The organism is Lactobacillus kalixensis DSM 16043, assembly GCF_001434335.1.
In the GTDB taxonomy this organism is placed as follows: domain Bacteria; phylum Bacillota; class Bacilli; order Lactobacillales; family Lactobacillaceae; genus Lactobacillus; species Lactobacillus kalixensis.
The window spans coordinates 1-21,365 of record NZ_AZFM01000001.1 but is presented as its reverse complement, the minus strand read 5'-3'; the positions used below and the strand labels follow the sequence as shown (position 1 = coordinate 21,365).

The following is a 21,365-nucleotide window of genomic DNA, read 5'->3' as shown; positions in this document are numbered from 1 at the left end:
CTTTTTCGGGTTGGGTGTTCGATTGAACAATTGGGTTAGCTGGATTCGAACCAGCGCATGATGGTACCAAAAACCATTGCCTTACCACTTGGCTATAACCCATCCGTCGAACCTTTTACTTGTTGGTTCCTTCGGACAACTATCGTTGTCCTATGGAGGGCAGTGGATTCGAACCACCGAACTCAGAGAGAGCGGTTTTACAGACCGCCGCGTTTAGCCACTTCGCTAGCCCTCCGTAACAGACGTTTATTATAATACCCAATATTGGGATGAAATGCAAGTTTTTTTCAAAAAAAGATCAATTCTTTTTTCAGAATTGATCTTTCTTCTTATTTTTGATGTTCTTCAACGTACTTAGCTAGGCGCTTAAGCCCTTCTTCAATTTGATCCATTGCTACTGCATATGACAAGCGAACATAACCTGCCCCACCTTTAGCAAAAAATGATCCAGCGGTCACAGCCACATGCGCGTTATCGGCAAGATCATAGATCAACTTAGTGTCATCTTGTTCAAGCCCTTCTGGAATCTTGGCAAAAACGTAAAACGCACCTTGAGGCTGGACACAATCAAAGCCTAACTTTTCAAGCCCTTCTACCAAGACATCGCGCCGCTTCTTAAATTCTTCTTTCATTGGCAAAGCGTCATCTTTTCCATTTGCAAAAGCTTCTTCAGCAGCATCTTGCATTGGAGTTGGTTCAGTTGTAGTAATTGCTTGATGAATCTTAGCAATTTGATCCAAAATTGGCTTAGGCGCAGCCACAATTCCGATTCTGTAGCCAGTCATTGCCCAAGCCTTAGATACACCATTCATAAGCACTACTTGGTCATGCAAGGTCTTTTCCATTGATGCATGTTCTTGATCGTAATTAAGTTCGCTGTAAATTTCGTCACATAAAGCAAAAATCGGCTTATCACGAATCACGTCAGCGATTGCGTTCAATTCTTCTTGAGAGTACATGACACCTGTTGGATTAGTTGGGTAATTCATGACAAGCAAACGAACGCGGTCACCATATTCATCAATTACCGCTTGGAGCTTTTCAGGCTTTAACTTGAAACCATCTTTAGAAGTATCGATTTGCACAACTTTTGCACCAAGTGAAATTGCATCTCCAATGTAAAGTGGAAAAATTGGTGTTGGAATAACCATAACGTCACCAGGATTCAAGACTGCTGTTAACATATCATAGATTGATTCGGTTACACCGTTAGTTACTAAAATTTCATCTGGATCATATTTTTGACCGTATTTTTCTGCTAAAAACTCACTGGCAGCCTTGCGAAGTCCCGGCGTACCGTTAGACGGTGCGTAGTGTGAATGATTGTCTTCAATACTTTGTTCAGCTGCTTTTTTAATGTGGTCTGGAGTATTAAAGTCTGGCTCACCAATAGTAAATTTAACAATATTTGGAATCTTATTAGTATAAGCTGCAAAGGCTAAAATCTGCCCCGGTTTTTGTTCAACAAGACCTTTTTTCATGTATTTGGTTAAGTCCATAAATTTTCCTCCTAGGTTAATCTTCTTTGCTTTTAACTATACGTAGAATTTTAACTTATGTCAAAGAAAAATTTAATGTTAGGTGAATTTTAATACTTTCCTTGCAAGAAATTATCTAAAAAATGTAAATATGTTTACATTTTTACTCAAACTTGCCCTAAAAAGTAAATACGTTTACGTTTTTACCCTAATTCTCCTAAAAAAGTAAATACGTTTACGTTTTTACCCTAATTTTCCCTAAAAAGTAAATACGTTTACGTTTTTACCCTAATTCTCCTAAAAATGTAAATACGTTTACGTAAATCAAAAAAGACCCCAAAATGGGATCTTCCAACTAATGATTATAAATAATTACTTTAGTGCGGTATGGCACATGATCATGCAGCCATTTAGCATCCTTCACCGTCAAGCGAATGCAGCCGTGAGAAGCAGGCATCTTTCCCAGTTTCTTAGCTTCAGTCATATTAAATTTATTTGACCACAAGTAAGTTGGCGTTGAATGAAATAGATACTCTTGACCAATCCAGCCAACTGGATAAAGAGCATAGTCAAAGCGGTGTGGATGGTAATTATTAGTGTAGTAAGTTCCAGTCGGTGTCAAGCTTTTACCATTTTCAATCTTTCCGGCTGAAGAATACATCGTGTACACAACTTTTTTACCAGAGCGGACATAGGTCCGATTGCCGCGAATAGATACACGTAAATTCAGATTCTTAATCTTGCGCAAATTTGGATAACTTTTAGTTTCGCTACTCTTGTTCCAGTAGCTACCCTTACGCATAGTAGTTGGATCTTTATATGGCTTTACTGATTTGGCGTTAGCAATTTGACCACTTCCAGCAAATAAACCCACCACTAAAATCAAACCGAATAAAAACTTATAGGTCTTCTTCATTATTTTTGAACCTCGTCTCTTATTTTTTTCATCAAAGGATAATTATTGGTGAAAATTCCAGCAACATGCTTTTCAAAATATTGCTTGGCCAATTCTGGATCATCGACAGTCCAGATTCTTTGTACAATTGTATCATTATTGAGGTATTCTTCGGGATGAATTCCAGCAAAATGATTCTCTTTGATCACCTTAGCTGGATTAGTCACTTTTTGATCAACCAGATAGTAATAAGTCTGGTTAGGATCGATCTCTTGGCAATTCTTCAGTGTCACATAATCAAATGAAGAAAAAATAATTGGATGAACAAAGTGGAACTGTTTGGCTAAATCAAAAACGATTTGCTCAATATTGGGATAGTGCACTAAGTTGGTTTTGAATTCAAGATTGATCCAGAGATTTTGATTTTCTAAAATTTCAAATAATTCTTTTAACTCTGGCACAGGTTCACCATTTGTTAAATGATACTGACGCAATTCTGCTAAAGTAAAATCTTTGATCCAACCTTTTCCATCACTTGTGTGGTCGATTTTTTCATCGTGCATGACAACTGGCACGCCATCTTTAGTTAAATGAACATCGAATTCGACGCCTTCTGCTCCGTGATTTACTGCATAACGAAATCCTTCTAGAGAATTTTCAGCAAACTTTGCGGGATAGCCGCGATGCCCGAAGATAACAGTTTTTTCCATAAGCGCCTCTTAAACTAAATCATTAATCGAAATTATAAATCTATTATGCTACCAAACCTTTTTTGAATAAAGCACTATCACTTCCCTAACAACATTGATTTTGACTAAAAACAACTAAACAAACATAAATAAACTGATTCAAATACTCGAACATTTTAAAAACAGGATAGTCTTTTATGACCACCCTGTTTTACTTCTTTCCAATTAAAAATTCTCCTATTATTTTTTCTACGTACTTTTCCATAATATAAAGATTAATTAATCATGTCCTAAATATGTCCTATACGACTAAAATTAATAATGAGAGATGTAATTTAGATGATTCTTTTAGGAAAACAAAAAGACATCACAATGACCAATTACGATATCTTTCGTAAATTATTTTGCTTCTTCAATGAACTTCTTTAGATCTGCTTCTGAATATTGATCGCCATAAATATTGATCAAAAAATCCAAAGTACTTTGATCATCTCGCCCTTCAGATCTAAATTGTTTAATTATTTTTTGAATAGATTTTTTAGCAGCTTCATCAACTAATGCATCAACATACATAACGTGATCCCTCCATTCTGGCGTTTCTGAATATGCAATCATCCGTTTTTTTATCTGGTCTGTAAATTGAGTTTGCTCAGGAACTTGATTATTCATCATCTTAAACAAGTCCTGAATGCCTCTTGATACTTCACCTTTAATTCCTTTTGAATTTAAGTATATTATCTCAGTTTTTGTATCTAACGCAAGAGAAGAGGCTTGTTTGCATTGATACACAAAGTCATATTCTTTCAGCCCTAATCCTTTAGGGTTAAATCCGCAAATGAAAATAACGTAGGCTGCTTTCAAATCCTCATAGTTTTCTCCAGTATGCAATGATTCTGTATCAAGACGCGATAAGTAATAACGCGCTCGTAAATCCATTGCATCCTTTTTTCCAAGTTGCATTTCCAAATCATACTGTCTGCCTTGATCATCCTTGACCCAAACATCTAGGATTGAAGAATGATTTTTTCGATTGTCCTTAATTCTTCTTTGAGTATGTACCTCAAGGCGAGAAATATGCAAATCTGGCAAAATAGCTTCAATGAGCATTTTACAAGTTGGTTTGTCTTTCATGACGTTTTCAAACATCACATCATCAGTGATTTGACTTAATTTTAAGTCATTTTCCAATTTTTTCACCTTTTTCTACAAAATTTTGAGAAAAGTTCCTCATATATAAATACGCAAAAAAGGGTGAATTTTTTTCTGGAAATTTTTAAAATTTTGAATATTCTCAAACTGCAATTATTACTTAATTTTGGGCAAAAAAATAGCACGTTCAACCGTGCTATTAAGGAAATTAACATCTATTTATTAAAAATTAGCCACCTTAACGTATCTCTTCTCGCCAATGGTGTAGTAGCTCTTACCCTTAATTTTGAGGCTTGATCCGTAAACAGTTACGCTCTTACCCTTAGTCAAAGTAGCAGTCTTAACCCGCTTTCCGTTTTGATCATAGACATAAGCGTTCTTCTTTAAAGTTTTCTTCTTACCATCAATGTTAACAGCTTTGATGTAGTCATTAGTATTAGTAACATTGTAGTATGTTGCGCTGCCAATCTTTACCTTTGGGTAATTAATAGTAGTGTTGTGGAAGGCCAAGTATCTCTTACCAGTCTTCTTACCACTCCCAGTATAAGCAATTGACGTGCGCATCACCATCTTAGAATCTGATTCAACGTCACCAGTTTCAGGATTATATGACCCATTAACCCAGGAACTCTTAACATAATAATTAGAATTTGCACTATCAATTTGAGTATATGAGTCTCCATCTATAGTAATGGTGTTAAAAGTATTAACCGGGCTATTTACTTCAAGTGTACGGTTAGTTTCAGCAACGTCCGTTCCGTGAATTTCGTAGACCATTGCCACACTATCAGTTGGACCTTGAATAGTAGTTGAAGCAGCGTTAACTGAAGTTGCTGTAGTGAATACTGGAGCAGTCATAAATAAAGCTGCGGCTGCTAAGCTAACGATTTTCAAATTTTTCTTCATTTCTGCATCCTTTCGTGAAAAAACTATATATTTATTATACTTTTTTTACGTTAAACCAATCAATTTAGCTGATTTGTACTTATTCATATTGGTCAATTCTTATTATACTATTGAAAAGAAAAAGAGAGACTTTCATCCCTCTTCTATCGGTTAAAACTTTTTAGCTTCCATGTCCATATTCAAGATATCAATATCTGGAAATGGCACGTAATTATTAGTTCCCTTGATTCGGTAAAACTGTGCTGGGTCACTATTATCCATTGCCTTAACGTGAACTAACTTGTCGACTGTTAAAATTTGACCTTTCTTGACCACTTTCTTCTCGGCAACCATCTTCTTACCAACCGGATGGTACAACTTAGTTGTAGTATTCACGCTAACTTGAATGGGTTTACTAGTATAAATACCATATCCAGCAATTGACTTCACATTGTCGCTTCTAACATAGCCGCCATCTTCAATTTCGAAGTAATCCTTACCATTAATTACTAAGTAAGGAAGAGTGAAAAAACTTCCACTTTCATCGACGTAATACTTACCTTTACCAGCTTTCAGGCTATCTACATGGTTAACGATCATCCCTTTGAGGAGTTTACCGGTACCATGGAAATTCTTAATTCTCTTACCATTAACATCATAAACATAAGAATTACGAGCCATGGTCATAATTCCTGAACCATTCTTAGTAAAGACGTTTTCAGTATTTACATAGCCACCATTACCTAAGTTTAAATATTCGCGTCCGTTAATAAATTGATATTGATCAGTCCAATTAACAAGTACCCCTGCCTTTAAGTAGTAGCCGTTCTTGTTCTTGAAGAAGGCCTTCTTGTTAGTAGGCTTCCAGTTTTTTAATTGTACGCCATTGACATTTACTACCGGTGTGTTTGAGCGCATGGTTAAACTATATTTACTATTAACCTTTTTAGAAGCTTTCTTTTTAGGTTTAACTGAAGAAGTTACTGGATCAGAGGTTCTCATAACAGCTTGAGTTTGTGTATGTTGAGTTTTCTTAGTTCCCTTATCATCACTCTTCACAACTGTCTTAGTGATGGTTGTCGCCTTAACTGTGTTAGGTACACTCATCAGCATCAGTAGTGCAGTTACAACAAATATTCCGCTTTTTCTCATTATCTATATCTTCCCACATTCTATATAACTTTGTTTTTACAAATACTGTTACATTATACTAATTATTTAGATATTAGTGAAATTCCCTTTAAGTTATAAGTTTATTTAATTTTAGCTTATAGTTTTTTATTGAGTAGGTTATTTTATTGAACAAAAAAAGAGAGACTTTCGTCTCTCTTTCTCTAGGATATATATTGTTTCCTATTAGTTAAACTTCATTTTAATAGAAGTTCACAGCCTTGATGTAACGCTTGTTGTTAGCTGCACAGCCTTGAATCTTGTAGTACTTCTTACCGTTCTTGAAAGTTACAGCAGCACCGTAAGTAGTTACAGTTTGGCCTCTGTACATCTTACCAGTACCTGGAGTACGACGGTATGATGACCAGTAAATGTATGCGTTACGAGTCAATTTACGTTGAGTACCAGTAATGTTAGTTACACGAACGTATTCGTCCTTACCAGCAATCTTGTAGTAAGTCTTACCGTTAATAGTTACAACCTTTGGTACAATGTTGAGGCTTGAGTATACTGGGTATACGTTACCAGTAAAGTTACCATTCTTGTCGTAACCACGTGATTCGATCATTACAGTGTGAGCTTCACTAGTTTCAGTTGCTGCTGGAGTAACAAGTGCAGAAGTCATAACCCAAACATTGCTTGCGTTAGCGTCATTCTTTGACTTAGTAGATACACGTGAGTATGATACGCCATTAATAGTTCTAGCTTGGTCACCTACATAAACTTGTTGACCATCTTTAAAGGTGGTTGAACCACTTAAAACATTATTACCATAGATGTTATAAGTTGGAATTGTAGTTTGACCGCTTGCTGCATGCAAAGTTTGTAAAGAACTTGGTGCAACTAATACAGTATATGTAACACTATTCTTTTGACCAGTTAAACCAGTAGCAGTCAAAGTTACATTGTAGTAACGACCAGCTTCTGAAGTGTTAACTGAACCTGAACTAGTAATTGATGCTGAAGTAGTATTATTTGCATTTTGGTCAGCTGAAATGGCAATTTGGTTACCTTCACTATCAGTGAAATTAGTTGCGTTAAAGTTTGAGTTAACAGCTACTTGGAATACTTGACCATTCAAACTATTAGAACTTCTAGTTCCATTTACTGAATAATGGAATACAGGTGCACTAGTATTATCTGATGCTGATGAGTTACCAGAAGTAACAACTGGAACTTGAATAGTTGCAGTTCTTGAACCTGATGTACCAGTTAATGTTAAGTTAAATGCACTTACACTTGATGGAATAGAAATAACAACTTGAGTGGTTGTTTTATTATCACTACCCTTTGTTGATACATTCTTAGTAGTAATTCCATTTTGTGCTAAAGCGGCAGTAACTTCACTGTCAGTCAATTTAAGATCTTGACCTGCACTATTGTTGTTTGGATAGAACTTAATTCCTAAATCATTAAGCTTCTTAGTAACTGATGAAACAGCTTCACCATCTTTAATGCTTACAGTTGTACGAACAACGTTAGCACTAGTATTAGCTGAAGTAGCTTCTGCAATTACTTGATTATTAAAAGTGAAATATGGTCTATCAGTTGGTGCATTAGCTACAGTTGAACCACTGTTAGCGTTAGTGTTTCCACTATTAGTTGAACCTAATGAAATACCGTCAGCAGCTTGAACAACACTTGAACCTGCACCAGTTGGCACAACGCTAGTTGCAATAGGTGCAACAGCTAACAAAGCAGCAGCAACTGCTGCAGTTACCTTTAAATTTTTCTTCATATGTGGTCTCTACCTCCTGTGGGAATAAAATCACCACGAAATAAAACTTTGGGCATCTCACATGCCCGATACATTATATTATAGTTCGATCTATCTTATAGCTCAAACATAATACACTAACAATCTGCAGGATTTGCCTCTTAATCCCTTACCTCAGATTGCATACTAAGTATACTAATTACGAGTTAAGAATCAATTAAGACACGTTTACAAAACTGAAACTTAAACATTACAGATCCTTATCAAAATTCTTAAGATATTATAGCTATAATAAACAAAATGTTATGCATTAAAATAACCTACTAGAGGTTGCAATGCCTTTAGCAGGTTATTTGTATAATGAAGTTTTTCTAGTTTCTAAAACGGGTATTTTTAGCTTTCCAATCCAAAATCTTAATTCTTACCCAAAAACCATAAATTCCTAAAGTAATAATTATTAATAGTAGCCACTTAATCCAATTACCAAATAATCCCCAGGCGCTACCAACAAATTCCATTCTTCGCCCTTCGATCACAGTATGATTAATTTCCCAACCATAAATCATACATACCGCCCACGGATAGCAAATCCCCAACGTACATACAGTTACAATTATACCTAAGAGAGTCCAACCAATCAGAGATAATAAACCTCCATCAAAAAATGAAGTTCTCCCATGCTTTGTTTCCATTAATAAATTACCCCTTTAGTTCGCAGTAGAATAAAAAAAGACCAGGTACTTAGACCTGATCTTTAACCCTATATATTGGGTTAGCTGGATTCGAACCAGCGCATGATGGTACCAAAAACCATTGCCTTACCACTTGGCTATAACCCAATCTTCAAGCCTTTTACTTGAATTGGTTCTAGTTGAATGACTTGCATCACTCAACAGATATTATTGTATGTGATTGAGGGGTTTGAGTCAAGGAAAAATTGAAAATAATTTTTTAAAAAATTCATCCATGTTTTTAGCTCTATAAATTTGAGCATTTATGATATAATTTGAATATAGAAAAAGGAGCTCCGAAAGAATCAGAACTCCTATACAGGCCGCTTTAAGAGCGGTGGTTAAAGCTACTTTTTACTTGCGCTACTCAATAACTCTTCCAAAAGTTTATGATTGAGCGGCGTTTTTTTATTTGTGGTCGATGTAGGTCAGCAAAGCCAACACAAACATCGCAAACAAAAGCATCAAAGAGAGGCTTTCGTAAACCGACATGGTTGAACACTTTCTTACTAGTTTGGTCCATGGGCCTCACCTCCAGAAGGCAAAACAACCACCGCTCATAAAACTTCCTGTGCAAATAATTATATCGAAAAAGCGTTCTCGTGAAAAGCGAACACGAAAAATTCAGCTTACTAAAAAATCTCGATCAACTACTGGACCGAGATTTTTATTTTTCTCAATTAATCCATCACGATTGGGCCTTGTACAGCCATCACGTCACGAGTTAATTCATGAATTTGCTTATCTTTAACAATGTCTTCACTACCCTTAATGTAGTCAACGAACCACTTGCTCTTCACATGCTTGTCATAAGCTTCGTCGTTAACAAACACTTCAAAGAAAAGAAATTCATTTTCATTTTCCTTATTGGAACCAGCCATCAAAATTTCAACACCTGGCTCTTGTGCAATCGCACGACGCATTTCCTTCTTTACAATTTCCGCAAACTTATCGTGTTCACCATCTTCTACTTCTACCTTAGCAACACGAATTACGAAGTTGTTAGCATATGCATCTAATGCTTCCTTAGGCTTAGTGGTAATCCATTCAGCATTTAAATCGTAAACCTTCTTATCTTTGGCCATATCACTAATCACCTTGTCATAGTGGTCTAAGTAGTTAGCCATGCTGTGTTCTTCATATGCCTTAGGATTACGATAAAGTTCAATTATGTAGTTATCTTCACCTTGAGCATCTTCGTGACCACTTGCAAAGAGTAAGGTACCTGCTTCCACCGGAATTGAGTTTTCCAATTCAGCTTCTTGCTCTTTACGAAAACCGGCGCGGTCTTCTTTTGCAATATTTACCTTAGTAATTTTAAAAATTGGTTCATTATCCATTTTTCTTGCCTCGATCTTCTATATTACACTTCTTAATTTTATAGCTAATCATGAAAAATAGTTACTAAATTCATAAAAATTCTTAAAAAAGCCATATTCGCTCATTTCACAAAAAAATTCATGCCCATTTTTGCGTACTTATATATAGAGGGACTAATTTCTCTAATTTGTAAGAAAAAGGTGAACGAATGAAACCTGAGTTAAAGTTAAGCCAGATCACAGATGATGTCATGTTTGAAAACGTCATGAAAGATCCTGATACTTGTAAGTTGCTCATTGAAGCGATTTTGCCTAACTTGCAGATTTCTGAAATTGAAGTACATACACAAACTCGAATCAAAGATAATCGAGATAACAGGTCTTCAATATTAGATGTTTGGGTCAAAGATGATTTAGGCAGACAATATGATTTGGAAATGCAGTTAGGGCAGAAAGGTTCAATGGACCTTAGAGCAAGATATTATCTTTCGCGGCTTCATACTGGAGAAGATTACGAGCATTTAGAAGCAGCTTATGTAATCTTTATCTGCGGATTTGATCCAAAAGGATTGGGACTTAAAGAGTATGACTTTGTGTATCAATGCAAGCAAGATCCATCGCTTGAATTAGACACAAAAACTGAGATAATATACTTAAATTCAATTGGCAACAAAGGTGAAGTGTCTGAAGATCTTCAGAATTTATTTGACATGATGAATGATAAGGATCCATCAAGGACTGAACTTACCGATAAGATGATGAGCAGAATGATTGCATATTCGCAAACACCAGAATGGAGGGACCACGAAATGTATATCGATGCAGTAGTTGATAAGGCTGTAGGCAAAGCTAACATGCAGTCTATTATTCGTACAGTTAAAAATTTCAAATCAAGCGGTCGCGATGACCAATACATTTTGGATTTTTTAACTGATATTTATGGTGATGAATACACAAAAGATGAATTAAAAAAATTCATCGAAGAAAACTAAATAGTGCAAATGAAAACGCCGAAGCTGCAACACTTCGACGTTTTTCTTTTATTCATTATTAACTACTAATTCATACACATAAGAAATTTCATCTGGTCGATACACACCATGAAGCTCTCCCACCTTGGTAAAGCCCATCTTATCAATCAAATGCTGCATTGCCTTATTATCTTCATGGGTATCAATTCTAATCGAATCAATCTCAGAATGATTTTCCTTTACTTGCGTAATAACCTCATTCAACAATTTTGTCGCATAGCCATGACCAGCATGATTAGAATGAATCGCAACTCGGTGAATAACCACGTACTTGTCAGTATTATTCAACCATTCACCATGAAGATTATCATAAGCATGATCAGGGGAAGGAACAATCGCAATTGCTCCTACTGTTTGTTCATCTTGAGAAACAGCCAAATATGCATGCCCCTTCTCAATGTCTCCTTTAATTTGATCAGGGGAAGGATAATCTCCTTGCCACTGGTTGACACCTCTTTCAGCAAGCTGATTAGCCCCATCTTTCAAAATTGCCATAATCTGCTCGTAGTCAACCATTGTAGCTTGTCTTAACTTCATAATGTTTATCATCCCTTTTATTAATTTGCTAGATTTCACATTATAAAGAAAAATCACTTACTTGTAAAAAGAAAGTGATTATACCAAGTTAATTATTTTTAGAATTTTTTTCTTTTGCTCGCGCAATTCTCTTTTGCAATTCATCTTCAATCAAATGATATTGTTGAACAAACGAATCATACATCGCTTTAGAATTAGTCATATTACGACGAATAATCTTCAATTGCGTTTTTAAATCTGAAGTTGAAGCTGATTCGATATCACGACGCATTGTTTCAGTTGTTTCAAATGCGTTAGCAACGGTGTGATAAGTTCTTTTACCAATATGAGTAAGCAGTGTTGTAACTGTATTTTTGCTTCTTTGATCCTTTGGCAAAGTCGATTCATCAATTGTCTTAACCAATGGATCGGATACATGCTCATTCCACCAAGAAATAAGTGGTCCTGTGAAAAAGGCAACGATAATTGTGGCAAAGCCAACAGGTCCACCTGCAATTACTGCCGCAATCAAGAATAGAATATCCTGAGTAATTCTTGCTACTCTGTATGATAATTTAGTTCTCTGAGTAATAATTGGTGCAATTGCGTCATATGGAGCTGCACCCAAGTTTGGCGCCATATAAAGTGATGCTCCTAATGTAAACAAAAGAAGTCCAATCAATGTATCAGCTGTAACTACTAAGAATCCAGTCCGATAACCAAACAATTGATGATAAATGGTCGTAAACCACTGAATTTCAAACCCTACTAAGACCATGTTCAAGATTGTTCCAATCCCGATTTGCTTACGATCTAGTAAGAAAATGAAAATAAAAATGACAAAGTTAACTGCGAGTTGGTAAACACCAAGTCCAATATGAAGGTGATTAGAAATACCTGTGTTAACTGCAGTAAATGGATCTAGACCAACGTTTCCACCTCTTAAGAAAGTGGTACCCATTGAAAGAATCGCAACCCCAAAGAATGAAACTAAAGTCTTCATTAATAGGTTTGCCCAAGATTGTTTCTTTTGCATTTTATCTCTTCCTTCTAATTTTTTTCATCATTATAGCAAATCATCTTCTTATGTTAAACCTAAACTTTGGTATAACTTCATGCAAAGCCGAGTAATCACACATTGTTATTTTTAACAAAAAAACTCAAATTCACCAATGTGAATTTGAGCTCTAAAAACATCTTACATTAATCTAAATCGTTACCATTAGATTCAATTACTTTCTTATACCAATAGAATGAATCTTTTGGCATTCTGTCTAAACTGCCGTTTCCTTCATCATCACGATCAACATAAATGAAACCGTAACGCTTAGACATTTGACCAGTACCTGCAGATACACAGTCAATACAGCCCCAAGTAGTGTAACCGATCAAGTCAACGCCATCATCAATCGCCTTTTGCATTGCTTCGATGTGCAAGCGAAGGTAATCAATTCTGTAATCATCGTGAATTTTACCATCATCACTGATCTTATCAACTGCACCTAAACCATTTTCTACAATCATGATAGGCAATTCATAACGATCATACATTACTTCAAGATAGTATTGAAGACCAGTTGGATCAGTTGCCCAGCCCCATTCAGAATATTTCAAATATGGGTTCTTAGCACCTGCTGCAAAGTTACCACCTACTTTATCTTTTACTTCATGAGTAGTAACAACGTTAGACATGTAGTAAGAGAAGGTGTACATATCAACTTTTCCTTCAAGCATATCTTTTTCATCTTGCTCGGTAATGTCTAAGTGAACATTATGCTCGTCCCACAATCTCTTAGCAAAGGTTGGATACTTACCCTTGCACTGTGCATCCCCGCAGTAGAACAAATCTTGTTCCCAATCATGGCGATTGAGCAAAACATCCTTTGGATCTGGCGTCATTGGATAGTCCACAATTCCGCAAATCATGTTACCAATTACATAATTTGGATCAATTTCATGAGCAAGCTTAACTGCACGAGCGCTAGCAACGAATTGGTAGTGCAACTTTTGGTAAGCATGTTGGTAATCTTCATCAGTGCCATTTCCGCCGAACATATTAAGGAACAATACTGCCGAATTAATTTCGTTGAAGGTTAACCAGTATTTGACAAGTCCTTTATATTCCTTAAACAAAGTCTTGGCATACTTCACATAGCAATCAATCATGCCGCGGTCTTGCCAGTCATTGTACTTTTCACTTAAATGAAGTGGATCTTCGTAGTGAGAAATAGTAACAAGTGGCTCAATGTCGTACTTCTTACATTCTTCAAAAACGTGGCGATAGAAATCCAGTCCTACTTGATTTGGTTGCTCATCATCACCATTTGGAAAAATTCTAGTCCAAGCAATTGATAAACGGAAAGTCTTGAAGCCCATATCCGCGAACATCTTAATGTCTTCTTTGTAGTGGTGATAAAAATCAATCGCTACATGGTTTGGATAATATTCATTATGGTCAATTGCACCAACGGCACCTTCAGGAAGACCTTGTCCTGGAGCAGATGGCGATTTTTGTAATTTACCATCCATCTTATAAGTAAGTAATCTTGGATGATCAAGTCCACCAGCAGTCATAATATCAGTCACTGATAATCCCTTACCATCAACATCATATGCACCTTCGATTTGGTTGGCAGCAGTTGCCCCACCCCATAAAAAGTTCTTTGGAAATGTCATAATTTTCTCCTTAGTTACATAATCTATCTTCTATTATAAATGAAAGCGATTGCGATTTCTAAGCTAATTGTGCAGAACCAGCAGTAGCTGGAGCTTCTTGAGTCTTAGCATGTAAGTCTAAAATTTCTTGACCAACCTTAACTTGGCCATCAGCCGTTCTGTCAATATTTGCATAATCCTGAGAATTAGTAACAACAATTGGAGTAGTTACACTGTAGCCAGCCTTCTTAATTGTTGGAATATCGAATTTAACTAATTCATCGCCAGCCTTCACATCTTGACCTTTTTCCACTAAAGTATCAAAGCCTTTACCTTGTAAGTTAACAGTATCCATTCCGATATGCATTAAGATTTCAGCACCATCAGTAGTTCTCATCCCAATTGCATGGCTAGTTGGGAAAGTCATGATGATTTGACCATCAGCTGGAGCATGTAAAACGCCGTCAGTTGGTTCAATTGCTAGACCTTTACCCATTGCGCCGCTTGAGAAGACTTCATCTTTAACTTCACTCAAAGTCATAACTTGGCCATTCAAAGGACTAACTAATTTTTCATCTGGGTTATTAGCTTCAATCCTTTCTTCTTTTGCCTTTTGTAAAGCAAGTTCTTCTGGATTATCAACGCTGGATTTACCGAGAACAAGTTGTAAAGCAAGACCAACAACGAATGAGACTGCCATAGCGATCATTACACCGTAAACACTCATATTCATTCCAGTCTTAGGACCAACTGTAGCTGGAATTGCGAAGATTCCCATACCACCCATCATGTACATTCTAGTACCGAAGAAACCGATTAAACCACCACCAATTGCGGCACCGATACAACTTAGAACGAATGGTTTCTTACGAGGAAGTGTCACACCATAGATAGCTGGTTCAGTAACACCGAAGATGCCTGAAATAAAGGCTGGGAATGCAATACCTTTTAATTTTTCATCTTTAGTTTGCATTAAAATGGCTAGAACAACACCGGTTTGAGCAAATGAAGCACCTAATGAAAGACCTAAAATAGTATCAAAACCAACTGCAGCAATGTTTGACATCATAACTGCGACAAAGCCCCAGTGAACACCGAAGATAACAAATACTTGCCAGAATGCTCCTAACACTAAACCTGCTAAAACTGGACTAAAGTTGTAAATAGCACTGGTTGCAGCAGCTAAAGCATCACCGATCCAAGTTGCAATTGGTCCAATAATTAAGAAAGTTAATGGAACAACAATTAGTAAAGTAACAAATGGAACTAAGAAAGTCTTAACAACAGTTGGAATCCATTTCTTGCACCATTTTTCAACAATAGAAGCAAACCATACAGAAAGGATCACTGGAATAACTGTTGAAGTATAATTCATTGAAATCATTGGAATGCCTAAGAATGTTGCATGAATTTCTGAAGCAAATGGAGTGCCCGCAAATAAAGTAGAAATTACATTTTTATCACTTGCAAGTGCGTTGATTACTGGATAACACATCGCAGCCCCAATAGTCATAGCAGTGAATCGATCCACCTTAAACTTCTTAGCAGCTGTCACAGCTAACATAATTGGTAAGAAGTAGAAGAATCCATCACCAATTGCGTACAGAACTTTATAAGTACCAGAGTTAGTTGAAAGCCAACCAAGTGAGGAACACATAGCGGTAAGACCTTTAATCATACCAGCCGCACACATTGGGCCTAAGATAGGTGTAAAAATACCAGAGATCAAATCAATAAAGCGATCTAGTAAATTACCTTTGTCACCTTCGTCGTCATCTGCTACTTGACCGCCACCACTGAAGCCACCTTCTTTAACAACAGCCTCATAAACGTCAGCAACTTCATTGCCGATAACAACTTGATATTGACCAGCATTCTTAACAACTGTTACAACGCCGTCAGTATTCTTTAAATCTTCGTCGTTAGCCTTTGATTCATCTTTTAATTTAAAACGTAATCTGGTTGTACAGTGAACAACACTATTAACATTATCTTTGCCACCAACATCTTTGATGATTGTTTTTGCCAAAGCATCATAATTTGAACTAGCCATAATTTTCCCCTCTCTAGGAATAAATAAAACCCAAGTTATTGTATAAAAAATAAGATAGTCTCCTATTGTTCATACAACAACCTGGGTTAATGCCTTTATTTAGTAACACACCTAAGTCAGTATGTATTTAATTTTTCTCTTGTCTGCTAGTAACACGCCAGATGTGTAAAACCAAATAAAATTTATCATCTGGACTAAGTTCCCAGCCCATCTTTGAATGCAAGTAAGTTGCAATTCTTTCAGCAGTTTCATAAGCATGATGATATTTGATACTCATAAAACCAAGTAAAGAAGGATCTAATTCTTCGTTGTCCATCTTTTGCCCACGGATCAAGCGCACTAGTAATGCTCTTAAGTGAGTGATAAAGCGACTATAATTGAACGATTCCGTATCAAGTTGAATGCTATAAGCAAATTGAATAATTTGTACAATGTCGGTAATCAAATTCGTGATTTCAACTGTCTCTTGAACTTGACTATCGTCGGACAAAGCATTGACCAAATGATAGGTCATCAGGATACTTTCGCTTTCAGGTAATTCAGTGTGACCTTCCTTGTTAATTAACTCGATCATCTTTTGGGCAACTTCATATTCTTTGGGATATAAATTTTTAACTTCCCAGCGAACGTTGCTGTCATTAAAGTCGATATTATCTTGAACTCTCTTCAACGCAAAATCAATATGATCAGCTAAAGCTAAATATTGATAATCATTAAAATCAATACCAAGAAGTGATTCAGCTATTTTGACAACCTTGCCAGTAATATCTAAGGTAGCAGCACTAATATCCTTAACCTGATCAAAATCTTCTTGATCATCAGCCGTAACAAAACGCCGCTCGATCTTACTGTCATCAATTGGATCGCCCTTTTTTAATCCAAAGCCAATTCCTTTACCTAAAACTATCTCCTCTTTGCCATTTTCTTCGACAATTGCCGCCGAATTATTCAATGTCTTAATAAATTTCATCAACGAATCACCTTACTCTATAGTCGGATAAACAAAAAGCTACCACAAATAAGCATACACAAAACGTACTTACTTATGATAGCTAAGACCTGATCTAATCAGTAATCCGCTTCTTTACAGGTTAAATAATACCAACTTGTGAAAGCGGTGTCAATAGTTTTTTATAAAAATTAAATCAGATTGATTCTCCATCCAAATTAATGCGAACATTCTCAGCTGGCCAGCCACTCTCCACATATTCCATCATTTGACCATCACTGATCATCTTCACATAAGACGCATTATCAAAGCCCTTAAATTTCTTCATATTAGCAACTTGTTTAAGATACTGTCCCATACTATCGCTATGACCGACAACTAAAATCACATCATTATCCTGAGCATCTCGCAAGATCAAATTCATCCCGCGTTCCATTCGCTCTACTACTTCACGTGTACTTTCAACTTTCGGTTCGACTGGAAAATGTCTGAACGACCACAAAAAATCTTTTCGTCCCTCAAAAAAACCGTAGTCACGCTCTTTGATTTCTCCAATCCTAGTATATTGAAGCTCATTACCGGTTAAGATCTCCAGCGTATCACTTGCACGCTCCTGCGTAGAACAATACGCTTTATTAAAGGTGATATTATGTTTATTAAAATAGTCTCGCAAAGCTTTAACTTGTTTAATTCCTAACTTAGTTAAGCGCGAATCAGATGAACCTTGGATACGGTGTTCAAAATTAAACAACGTCTGCCCATGACGTACTAAATAAATAGTAGTTGCCATTTTTTATTTAACTTCCTCTGTTGGCCAAACATAAGAAACAAAGTGTGGTTTTTCGCCATCAAAAGTCAATTTAACAACGCTTGCATTGCCAAAACCATTAAAATCTTGATTTTCAGTTTCTGCACGCACGTATCTTGCCAAGATATCACCGTGACCTACAACTAAAGCTGTATCGTCATCATCCATGCCGTCCAAAATTTCAATAATTGCCCGCTTCATTCTGGCAACAACATCTTCATTTCTTTCCATTGTTGGATCCACATTAGTATTACCATAATTCCAAGGTAACAAAAATTCATCACGACCTTCAAAAATGCCGTAACTCTTTTCTCTCAAATCCTTCAAACGTTTGTATTCCATCTTGTGATCGGTAATAATTTCAAGAGTATCACTAGCACGTTCTTGCGTCGAAGAAAAAGCGCAGTCAAACTTGACCCCATTTTCTTTAAAATAATCACGCGTCTTTTCAACTTGTCTGATGCCGCGTTCGTTTAATGGTGAATCACAACGGCCTTGAACCTTATGGTAGTAATTGAAATAAGTTTGACCGTGACGGACTAAATAGACTGTTTTTGTCATAATTTTCCTCCAATTAATTCTTTCTTTATGATACCAAAAAAGCACGCTGATTGGGCGTACTTTTCATTCTTCTTATTTTTTAAAGCCAACGTTATATTGTGGATTATTAATAACAAAAGCTGGAACACTGATGTAATGCATCGTGTATGTTTTACCTACTCTTGAAACACTAAAGCCAAAATAATTATAATCTCCATCGTGACGACTGCCTTGCGTGTTAAACAAATCTCCAGCGTGTTGCCATTCACGGTAATACGAGCGATTATTTCTACCACTTTCAGTAGGACCTGCATAGCCAAAAATCATTTGCTTAAGTCCAAAATAGATATTTTTCTTAGCTTGAGTCATGGTCATGACATTACTTTTTGCATTAAAGCCCGCCATATCTTCTACATAATTATCATTCAAATTAAGGCCATTTTTCTTGCAGGCGCGCACAATACCTGCAACATAGTGATCGTTTTTGATAGTCTTTTTATGTGTCTGGTATTCTTTAGCGATATCCGCAGCCAACTTTTGCGTACCATTACTATAAACCCATGGCTTAAGACCTAGTTGCTTTCTTGCACCATTGATTAACTTCAAAGCATAATTTGCTAAAGATTTTCTTTGGCTAGCAGTGAGTTTATCAAACTTAACTTTTTCTTTATTGTCCTTAGCACTTTCGGTACTACTTGTTCTGCTAAAAGTATTATCATTCATGCCGTTCATTGAAGCTTTGATAAAACTAGAACTAGGATTTCCTTGATATGCTTTTAGTAATTCTGATCTGGTATAGCCTTTTGGCAAAACAATCTTTGAATTAACAGTCTTTGCCTCAACTTGCTTTACATTAATAAAGGTAAAAAGTACACAAGTTAAACAAGCAATTATTACTGCAAAAATTTTTTTAGTCTTCATTTTCTCTTCCTTAATTTAGATTCAATGTATGTTCATTACTATATAGTATATAAGAATTATCCTAATTTTAGGAGGAAAAAACACTAATCTTTCTCTTTATTAATTAAAATTTGGATAGCAACCTACTAATCTGCTTCTTTGAGATACTGTCATAATTATTCAGCCAATTAATCACACAATGAACACTACAATCAACTTGATTATCAAGATAAAAAGCAAGTGGCATTTCTGGTCTATCAACAGCTTTTCGACCAATTAATTCACTACGCTTGTATAATTCTTCTTTTCCGAGGTTGCGCACCTTAATCCAGAAGCCGATATCGCCATTTTCAGATAATAATAACAAAATTTCATCGCGCTTTTCTGCACAATAATCTAAAGTATTGCGATACGTATTAGAAGACATTTTCATCATTTCTGAATTTTTACCGTAATTTTTTTCAAGAATTTCACGGTCTTTAGCCAAATTACATCTAATATTTTCAATTAGGTCATCTTCAATTTTTTCTAACAATTCATTTTTATCCGAAAAATATCGATAAAAAGTTCGATTACTCACTTCAGATTTTTCAATAATATCAGTATTTTTCAATTCACGAAAAGGTCTTTGCTTAATACTCTCAAACAAGCCGTATTTGATTCGCTGTAAAGTAGTGTTAATCCTAATATCCATTTATCTCTTTCCCGTTCTATTCATAAATCCATTAAGAAATTATAATTAACCGTTTTCTTTGAATCAATTCACAACTTATGCCACTTATTCATAATTAGTAACATTATGAAATAGATTATGTTACTTCGCCTAATTATTTTCATTTATCCTGAAAAAAGCCTAAAAATAACAAATTTATCTAAAATAGTTAATGAGCAAAGGCAATTTCATAAAAATTGTATTGTATTAAGTGAACCCACATTTAACTTTGCTCACTTGCTGGGGAAGTAATCTTATTTCCCCAGCTTTTTTTCTCATCAAAAAAACAGGCTTCTTCATTCAGAATCAGCCTGCATATGTTTATTGTTCTTGAATTTCCGCTTCCAACTTAAGAATATCAAATGGTGAAGTTACTTGAACTTTACCGATAAATTCACGGATTTTTCGCGGTGAAATCTCATCACTAAAAAATAACCAGCTTTCAATTAATGTAATAATTTGACTTACATACATTTTAATAAAAACCGGATCAGTTACTTCAATCTGTTTGTTTCCTGAAAGAAATTTAGCTCGAATTTTAAATTCTTCTTCCGAAACCTCTTCTATTTGATGGGCAAATAAAATATCGCCATTATCAGATAGAAGTGCCTTAGCAATCGCCTTATTCTTTTCAGCGAATGCTAAGGTATGTTTAAAAGCATCATCGGCTAAAGAAACAATTTCACTTGGATCAGGTGCTTCTTGCAAGTTTTCTAAACTCTTACGATCAATCTCAAGTGCTTCTTTTAGCCCTCCAATCAGCTCATTTTCGATACTGTCTAACAGATCATTCTTATCTGCATAATATCTATAAAAAGTTCTCGGACTTATCTCAGATGCCATAATGATATCTTTGTTTGACAACTTTCTAAAGGGAGTATCCTGCAAACAAGTAACTAAGCCGTTAACGATATGATCATTTGTGTTGTATTGTATTATACTCATATAAACCCCCGGTTACTTATTTTATAACCTGATAAACAATTTTGTCGATAACAAGATCAGATATTTTGAAGAATTACACAGTTTATGACTCAAGGCGCTTTTTTTGCACTTAAAGTAATAGTCATGCAAGTTTGACATCTCTTAAGTCAATTATCACCTGATTACTTATTTACTGAAACTTGAAAGCACTAAATAAGCTGGAAGCTTTATAGGTTCTGGCTTT

21 protein-coding genes and 3 tRNA genes are annotated in these 21,365 nt (G+C 35.7%); 1 reads left to right on the top strand and 23 read right to left on the bottom strand.

The window, feature by feature from the left end; translation table 11 throughout:
• Window positions 1-30: 30 nt before the first annotated feature.
• The 13 genes from FC46_RS00115 to FC46_RS00060 form a co-directional block, all read right to left on the bottom strand.
• A tRNA-Gln gene (locus FC46_RS00115) sits at window positions 31-102 on the bottom strand.
• A gap of 51 nt (window positions 103-153) precedes the next feature.
• Window positions 154-235: transfer RNA gene (locus FC46_RS00110), tRNA-Tyr, on the bottom strand.
• Between the two features lie 94 nt (window positions 236-329).
• Window positions 330-1,499: an aminotransferase class I/II-fold pyridoxal phosphate-dependent enzyme gene (locus tag FC46_RS00105; protein WP_057797011.1), complete on the bottom strand. Its 1,170-nt coding sequence runs from the start codon at window positions 1,497-1,499 to the stop codon at window positions 330-332.
• A gap of 334 nt (window positions 1,500-1,833) precedes the next feature.
• Window positions 1,834-2,394 carry a L,D-transpeptidase gene (locus tag FC46_RS00100; protein ID WP_083477990.1) on the bottom strand — a complete coding sequence of 187 codons (561 nt, stop codon included), beginning with the start codon at window positions 2,392-2,394 and terminating at the stop codon, window positions 1,834-1,836.
• Window positions 2,394-3,083, bottom strand: a complete 690-nt coding sequence (locus FC46_RS00095; RefSeq protein WP_057797009.1) for a glycerophosphodiester phosphodiesterase — start codon at window positions 3,081-3,083, stop codon at window positions 2,394-2,396. The genes FC46_RS00100 and FC46_RS00095 overlap by 1 nt, the downstream gene beginning before the upstream one ends.
• Before the next feature lie 378 nt (window positions 3,084-3,461).
• Entirely contained in the window at window positions 3,462-4,250 is a 789-nt protein-coding gene (locus FC46_RS00090; RefSeq protein ID WP_057797008.1) for an Rpn family recombination-promoting nuclease/putative transposase, read from the bottom strand.
• Window positions 4,251-4,433: 183 nt separating this feature from the next.
• On the bottom strand, window positions 4,434-5,117 hold the full coding sequence (locus FC46_RS00085; protein ID WP_057797007.1) for an SLAP domain-containing protein: 684 nt from the start codon (window positions 5,115-5,117) through the stop codon (window positions 4,434-4,436).
• Between the two features lie 150 nt (window positions 5,118-5,267).
• Complete coding sequence (locus FC46_RS00080) at window positions 5,268-6,248, bottom strand: SLAP domain-containing protein (RefSeq protein ID WP_057797006.1); 981 nt, start codon at window positions 6,246-6,248, stop codon at window positions 5,268-5,270.
• A 220-nt stretch (window positions 6,249-6,468) separates the two neighbouring features.
• Window positions 6,469-8,004 carry an SLAP domain-containing protein gene (locus tag FC46_RS00075; protein WP_057797005.1) on the bottom strand — a complete coding sequence of 512 codons (1,536 nt, stop codon included), beginning with the start codon at window positions 8,002-8,004 and terminating at the stop codon, window positions 6,469-6,471.
• 350 nt (window positions 8,005-8,354) lie between these two features.
• Window positions 8,355-8,675 (bottom strand): hypothetical protein, encoded by a 321-nt coding sequence (locus FC46_RS00070; RefSeq protein WP_057797004.1) that lies wholly within the window; start codon window positions 8,673-8,675, stop codon window positions 8,355-8,357.
• A gap of 75 nt (window positions 8,676-8,750) precedes the next feature.
• A tRNA-Gln gene (locus FC46_RS00065) sits at window positions 8,751-8,822 on the bottom strand.
• A 300-nt stretch (window positions 8,823-9,122) separates the two neighbouring features.
• Complete coding sequence (locus FC46_RS10305) at window positions 9,123-9,179, bottom strand: putative holin-like toxin (protein WP_236702281.1); 57 nt, start codon at window positions 9,177-9,179, stop codon at window positions 9,123-9,125.
• A 215-nt stretch (window positions 9,180-9,394) separates the two neighbouring features.
• The gene (locus tag FC46_RS00060; protein ID WP_057797003.1) at window positions 9,395-10,054 is read right to left on the bottom strand and encodes a putative quinol monooxygenase; all 660 of its coding nucleotides are present in this window, start codon (window positions 10,052-10,054) and stop codon (window positions 9,395-9,397) included.
• 188 nt (window positions 10,055-10,242) lie between these two features.
• Between FC46_RS00060 and FC46_RS00055 the strand changes: the two genes are divergently transcribed.
• Window positions 10,243-11,025: an Rpn family recombination-promoting nuclease/putative transposase gene (locus FC46_RS00055; protein ID WP_057797002.1), complete on the top strand. Its 783-nt coding sequence runs from the start codon at window positions 10,243-10,245 to the stop codon at window positions 11,023-11,025.
• Window positions 11,026-11,073: 48 nt separating this feature from the next.
• Here FC46_RS00055 and FC46_RS00050 read toward each other — a convergent pair whose 3' ends face one another.
• The 10 genes from FC46_RS00050 to FC46_RS00005 form a co-directional block, all read right to left on the bottom strand.
• Window positions 11,074-11,601, bottom strand: coding sequence for a GNAT family N-acetyltransferase (locus FC46_RS00050; protein ID WP_057797001.1), 528 nt, complete (start codon window positions 11,599-11,601; stop codon window positions 11,074-11,076).
• 88 nt (window positions 11,602-11,689) lie between these two features.
• Window positions 11,690-12,616, bottom strand: a complete 927-nt coding sequence (locus FC46_RS00045) for a YczE/YyaS/YitT family protein (RefSeq protein WP_236702278.1) — start codon at window positions 12,614-12,616, stop codon at window positions 11,690-11,692.
• A gap of 167 nt (window positions 12,617-12,783) precedes the next feature.
• A complete protein-coding gene (locus FC46_RS00040) occupies window positions 12,784-14,256 on the bottom strand; it encodes a glycoside hydrolase family 1 protein (protein WP_057797000.1) in 1,473 nt (490 codons plus the stop codon).
• Window positions 14,257-14,314: 58 nt separating this feature from the next.
• Window positions 14,315-16,288 (bottom strand): beta-glucoside-specific PTS transporter subunit IIABC, encoded by a 1,974-nt coding sequence (locus FC46_RS00035; RefSeq protein WP_057796999.1) that lies wholly within the window; start codon window positions 16,286-16,288, stop codon window positions 14,315-14,317.
• A 127-nt stretch (window positions 16,289-16,415) separates the two neighbouring features.
• Window positions 16,416-17,258 carry a PRD domain-containing protein gene (locus tag FC46_RS00030; protein ID WP_057796998.1) on the bottom strand — a complete coding sequence of 281 codons (843 nt, stop codon included), beginning with the start codon at window positions 17,256-17,258 and terminating at the stop codon, window positions 16,416-16,418.
• Between the two features lie 175 nt (window positions 17,259-17,433).
• Window positions 17,434-18,027, bottom strand: a complete 594-nt coding sequence (locus FC46_RS00025; RefSeq protein WP_057796997.1) for a histidine phosphatase family protein — start codon at window positions 18,025-18,027, stop codon at window positions 17,434-17,436.
• 3 nt (window positions 18,028-18,030) lie between these two features.
• Entirely contained in the window at window positions 18,031-18,606 is a 576-nt protein-coding gene (locus tag FC46_RS00020) for a histidine phosphatase family protein (RefSeq protein ID WP_057796996.1), read from the bottom strand.
• A 72-nt stretch (window positions 18,607-18,678) separates the two neighbouring features.
• Window positions 18,679-19,506, bottom strand: a complete 828-nt coding sequence (locus FC46_RS00015; protein ID WP_057796995.1) for an SEC10/PgrA surface exclusion domain-containing protein — start codon at window positions 19,504-19,506, stop codon at window positions 18,679-18,681.
• A gap of 103 nt (window positions 19,507-19,609) precedes the next feature.
• Window positions 19,610-20,179, bottom strand: a complete 570-nt coding sequence (locus FC46_RS00010) for a TetR/AcrR family transcriptional regulator (RefSeq protein WP_057796994.1) — start codon at window positions 20,177-20,179, stop codon at window positions 19,610-19,612.
• 339 nt (window positions 20,180-20,518) lie between these two features.
• The gene (locus FC46_RS00005) at window positions 20,519-21,142 is read right to left on the bottom strand and encodes a TetR/AcrR family transcriptional regulator (protein ID WP_057796993.1); all 624 of its coding nucleotides are present in this window, start codon (window positions 21,140-21,142) and stop codon (window positions 20,519-20,521) included.
• Between the last annotated feature and the right edge of the window lie 223 nt (window positions 21,143-21,365).

Excerpts from the sequence above, each read along its gene's own strand:
- FC46_RS00060 (WP_057797003.1), bottom strand. The coding sequence starts at position 10,054 with ATGGATAATGAACCAATTTTTAAAATTACTAAGGTAAATATTGCAAAA.
- FC46_RS00100 (WP_083477990.1), bottom strand. The coding sequence starts at position 2,394 with ATGAAGAAGACCTATAAGTTTTTATTCGGTTTGATTTTAGTGGTGGGT.
- FC46_RS00020 (WP_057796996.1), bottom strand. The coding sequence starts at position 18,606 with ATGACAAAAACAGTCTATTTAGTCCGTCACGGTCAAACTTATTTCAAT.
- FC46_RS00075 (WP_057797005.1), bottom strand. The coding sequence starts at position 8,004 with ATGAAGAAAAATTTAAAGGTAACTGCAGCAGTTGCTGCTGCTTTGTTA.
- FC46_RS00080 (WP_057797006.1), bottom strand. The coding sequence starts at position 6,248 with ATGAGAAAAAGCGGAATATTTGTTGTAACTGCACTACTGATGCTGATG.
- FC46_RS00095 (WP_057797009.1), bottom strand. The coding sequence starts at position 3,083 with ATGGAAAAAACTGTTATCTTCGGGCATCGCGGCTATCCCGCAAAGTTT.
- FC46_RS00105 (WP_057797011.1), bottom strand. The coding sequence starts at position 1,499 with ATGGACTTAACCAAATACATGAAAAAAGGTCTTGTTGAACAAAAACCG.
- FC46_RS00040 (WP_057797000.1), bottom strand. The coding sequence starts at position 14,256 with ATGACATTTCCAAAGAACTTTTTATGGGGTGGGGCAACTGCTGCCAAC.
- FC46_RS00015 (WP_057796995.1), bottom strand. The coding sequence starts at position 19,506 with ATGAAGACTAAAAAAATTTTTGCAGTAATAATTGCTTGTTTAACTTGT.
- FC46_RS00030 (WP_057796998.1), bottom strand. The coding sequence starts at position 17,258 with ATGAAATTTATTAAGACATTGAATAATTCGGCGGCAATTGTCGAAGAA.
- FC46_RS00050 (WP_057797001.1), bottom strand. The coding sequence starts at position 11,601 with ATGAAGTTAAGACAAGCTACAATGGTTGACTACGAGCAGATTATGGCA.
- FC46_RS00025 (WP_057796997.1), bottom strand. The coding sequence starts at position 18,027 with ATGGCAACTACTATTTATTTAGTACGTCATGGGCAGACGTTGTTTAAT.
- FC46_RS00085 (WP_057797007.1), bottom strand. The coding sequence starts at position 5,117 with ATGAAGAAAAATTTGAAAATCGTTAGCTTAGCAGCCGCAGCTTTATTT.
- FC46_RS00010 (WP_057796994.1), bottom strand. The coding sequence starts at position 20,179 with ATGGATATTAGGATTAACACTACTTTACAGCGAATCAAATACGGCTTG.
- FC46_RS00045 (WP_236702278.1), bottom strand. The coding sequence starts at position 12,616 with ATGCAAAAGAAACAATCTTGGGCAAACCTATTAATGAAGACTTTAGTT.
- FC46_RS00005 (WP_057796993.1), bottom strand. The coding sequence starts at position 21,142 with ATGAGTATAATACAATACAACACAAATGATCATATCGTTAACGGCTTA.
- FC46_RS00055 (WP_057797002.1), top strand. The coding sequence starts at position 10,243 with ATGAAACCTGAGTTAAAGTTAAGCCAGATCACAGATGATGTCATGTTT.
- FC46_RS00035 (WP_057796999.1), bottom strand. The coding sequence starts at position 16,288 with ATGGCTAGTTCAAATTATGATGCTTTGGCAAAAACAATCATCAAAGAT.
- FC46_RS00070 (WP_057797004.1), bottom strand. The coding sequence starts at position 8,675 with ATGGAAACAAAGCATGGGAGAACTTCATTTTTTGATGGAGGTTTATTA.